Source organism: Oleiphilus sp. HI0043 (assembly GCF_001634935.1).
Genome location: NZ_LWEY01001235.1, coordinates 1 through 2,811 on the forward strand (window position 1 = coordinate 1; position 2,811 = coordinate 2,811).

Annotated in this window: 4 protein-coding genes; 1 reads left to right on the forward strand and 3 read right to left on the reverse strand. The window is 47.6% G+C overall.

The window, feature by feature from the left end; all coding sequences use genetic code 11:
• On the reverse strand, positions 1-255 hold a 255-nt coding region (locus tag A3729_RS15325; protein ID WP_156497969.1), incomplete at its 3' end, for a glycosyltransferase.
• Positions 252-1,226 (reverse strand): ELM1/GtrOC1 family putative glycosyltransferase, encoded by a 975-nt coding sequence (locus A3729_RS15330; RefSeq protein WP_068554042.1) that lies wholly within the window; start codon positions 1,224-1,226, stop codon positions 252-254. The genes A3729_RS15330 and A3729_RS15325, both read right to left, overlap by 4 nt.
• A 97-nt stretch (positions 1,227-1,323) precedes the next feature.
• Between A3729_RS15330 and waaA the strand changes: the two genes are divergently transcribed.
• Positions 1,324-2,595: a lipid IV(A) 3-deoxy-D-manno-octulosonic acid transferase gene (waaA, locus tag A3729_RS15335; protein WP_068508161.1), complete on the forward strand. Its 1,272-nt coding sequence runs from the start codon at positions 1,324-1,326 to the stop codon at positions 2,593-2,595.
• 3 nt (positions 2,596-2,598) lie between these two features.
• Here the strand turns inward: waaA and A3729_RS15340 are convergent.
• On the reverse strand, positions 2,599-2,811 hold a 213-nt coding region (locus A3729_RS15340), incomplete at its 5' end, for a TolC family protein (RefSeq protein ID WP_197475871.1).

Sequence of the window (2,811 nt, forward strand, 5' to 3'; positions counted from 1 at the left end):
AATCTTCTGCGTTTCTATCAGCTTTGCTAGCTTTCTACTGTTCCACCACATAAGTATGGGGTTCTTGCTGTGAACGGGGAGCTCGATATGCTTCGACCCTTGTTGTTCAAGCGCCTTAACCATAGGGCCGCCAGAAGAAACAACCAATGAACGGTAGCCTTGCTCAACCAGTTCTTGAGCGAGGTCTAAAGTGCCTGTTTCGACACCGCCAGAAACCAGGCTTGGCAAAACTTGTAATATCGTTTTTTGTCTCATGCTTGCCCTGTGGTTTGCGCAGTAAGAGAAAGTTGTTGGTATCGTTTCAAAAGCCAGGTGGCAGCTGCCGAAGCCTCGTCAAGGCTTGCTGGTAAGTCAGGATAAAACTGTGCTTTCTTATTGCTTTGCCATTGACCGAAGTCGATAAGTTTGCCGCTAGAGGTGAGTCTGTTGATATGCATGCAAATTCGCTTCTTTTCTGATTTCGATACCATTGGCAGCTCTAATAGTGCGGTGGGCGAGCCTGACGTTAAGGACTCGTAGAGCATTGACATGCTGTCAGGTGTTACCCAAGTAAAAGCGCTGGACTGAAGTGCTTCATCTACTGGGCCAAAACTGCCATCTTGATACCGGTGACAGCTTAGGTTTGCTATTTCGAAACTTGAAATCTTGTCGATAAAGCTTAGCGGTGTTCGTGGCGAGTCGCTCAAGTGCCATAAAACTTCCCGGCGGGTGTCGCAAATTTCTTGGATTTGCTTAATCAAATTCGACTCGTCCCATACGAAGTGCTTAGAAGGGCCGCCGATCATCATAAGGTGTTGTGTTCGTTTCGTGTTTGGTGGGGGTGAAATCTTTGTGATAGGCCCTTGCGTTGTCATGACCCGTTCACTATTGGCTAGCCCGTCATGTTCGGGGCAAATGACGCCATCAAATAGCGGCAGCGGTAGGCTGGGTTTCATAATGACAAAGCTTTTGGCGCGGTGGGTCCGGGCGAGCATGAGCAGGCTTTTGTGAGTGCCGTGCCCTGCGCCAATGATGATGTCCGGGCTGTTATCCTGTTTTGTGGGAAGTAACAATCCTCGAAAGCCGACTTGCAGTGTTTGGCTGTCTAGCCAGAGCTCTTCGATATTAGTCTGGCGGGCAAGCGCTTTAGTTAGACCTTTTAGCTGACTGATGTGTCCGGCCCGCCCATCATGACAGACCCAAACCATCAAAGGTCGGGTAGCTCTCGTGTTAGATTGGCTTGACATAGATATCGTTTTCCTCGGAAGCGCTCTCTCATCAAGTGATGTGAGAAGCGCTGCTAATCGTCTATACTGCGTCTTTTGAATTTTTCGAAAGGCGCTTATGTTCCGCTTAGTTTACACAATTCTTTTCGCACTCTGTATGCCATTTGTTTATCTGAAGCTTTTATGGCGAGGATTTAAGGCGCCAGAATATAAGGCCAGAAAAATGGAGCGTTTTGGTTTTTTTAATGCGCCAAAGCTGAATAGAAGTATTTGGGTGCATGCTGTGTCCGTAGGCGAAGTGCTAGCAGCGGAGCCAATTATTCGAGAGATTCAAAGGCGTTTTCCAAACCGAGATATCGTTATCACTAGTATGACGCCAACCAGCTCCGAGCAAATTAGAAAGCGCTTTGGCAGTGATGTGTTTCATGTCTATGCACCTTACGATATTCCCTTTATGGTGAAGGCGTTTTTGCGCCGGGTAAAACCTGAATGTCTGATCATTATGGAAACCGAACTCTGGCCAAATATGATTCACCAGGTGATGCGAAGAAACTGCCCGGTTGTCATCGCTAATGCGCGTTTGTCAGAGCGCTCAGCAAAAGGCTACCGACGCTTGAAACCCGCTATTGGTTGGATGTTGAATGATCTGTCACTCGTGCTATGCCAGTACGAAAATGATGCTTCACGATTTGAATCACTAGATATCGCAAAGGAAAAGATTTTTGTAACGGGTAGCGTAAAGTTTGATACGAACGTGGAAGATAGTCATGTTAAAAAAGCCGCTCACCTGAGCGCAAATTTACCCGCTAAGCCTAAGATTTGGGTCGCGGCGAGTACGCATGAAGGCGAAGACGAGCTGGTTTTAAAAGTGCATGAACGTTTGAGGCAGCGCTTTCCCGATGCCTTGCTGGTATTAGTGCCTAGGCACCCTGAGCGCTTCGAAAGTGCTTTTCAGCAATCAAATAAGCAAGGCTTTAACACCGCACGAAGAAGCGAATTTGAAAAAATTCCCAGCGATGCAGAAGTATTTGTGGTGGATACCATGGGGGAGTTGATGGATTTTTATGCGACAGCTCAGGTTGCGGTAATAGGCGGTTCATTTACCGAAATTGGTGGCCATAACCCGATTGAGCCAGGCGCTTTGGGGTTGCCGATTTTAATTGGCCCCCATTACTTTAATTTTGAAGCTATTTGTCATCAACTGGTCGAAGCCAAGGGTATGGAAATTGTGGCAGATGAACTCGCGTTGCTCGAGTCGCTCGGAATGCTATTTTCAAACCCGGAACGGGCTCAGGAAATGGGGCAAAATGCATTGCAGAAAGTTGAGGCTAGCAAGGGAGCGGTGAAACGTGTTGTTGACCACCTGCAGCCCTTGCTTGAAGAAAGCTAGAGCTTACTGGCCGGGCGATAGCCAGGCGTTCAGAGCTTCAATGTCTTTAACACTTAAGGTTCCCGCTGCGCGTTTTATGCGTAGGCTACTTTCTACAAAATCGAAGCGAGCATTCGCGTAGTCACGAAGTGCAGTGAAATAGTTACGCTCGGCATCAAGTACTTCAACAATATTTCGAGTACCTACCTTGTAACCTTCACGCGTTGCTTCTAAAGC

Excerpts from the sequence above, each read along its gene's own strand:
- A3729_RS15330 (WP_068554042.1), bottom strand. The coding sequence starts at position 1,226 with ATGTCAAGCCAATCTAACACGAGAGCTACCCGACCTTTGATGGTTTGG.
- waaA (WP_068508161.1), top strand. The coding sequence starts at position 1,324 with ATGTTCCGCTTAGTTTACACAATTCTTTTCGCACTCTGTATGCCATTT.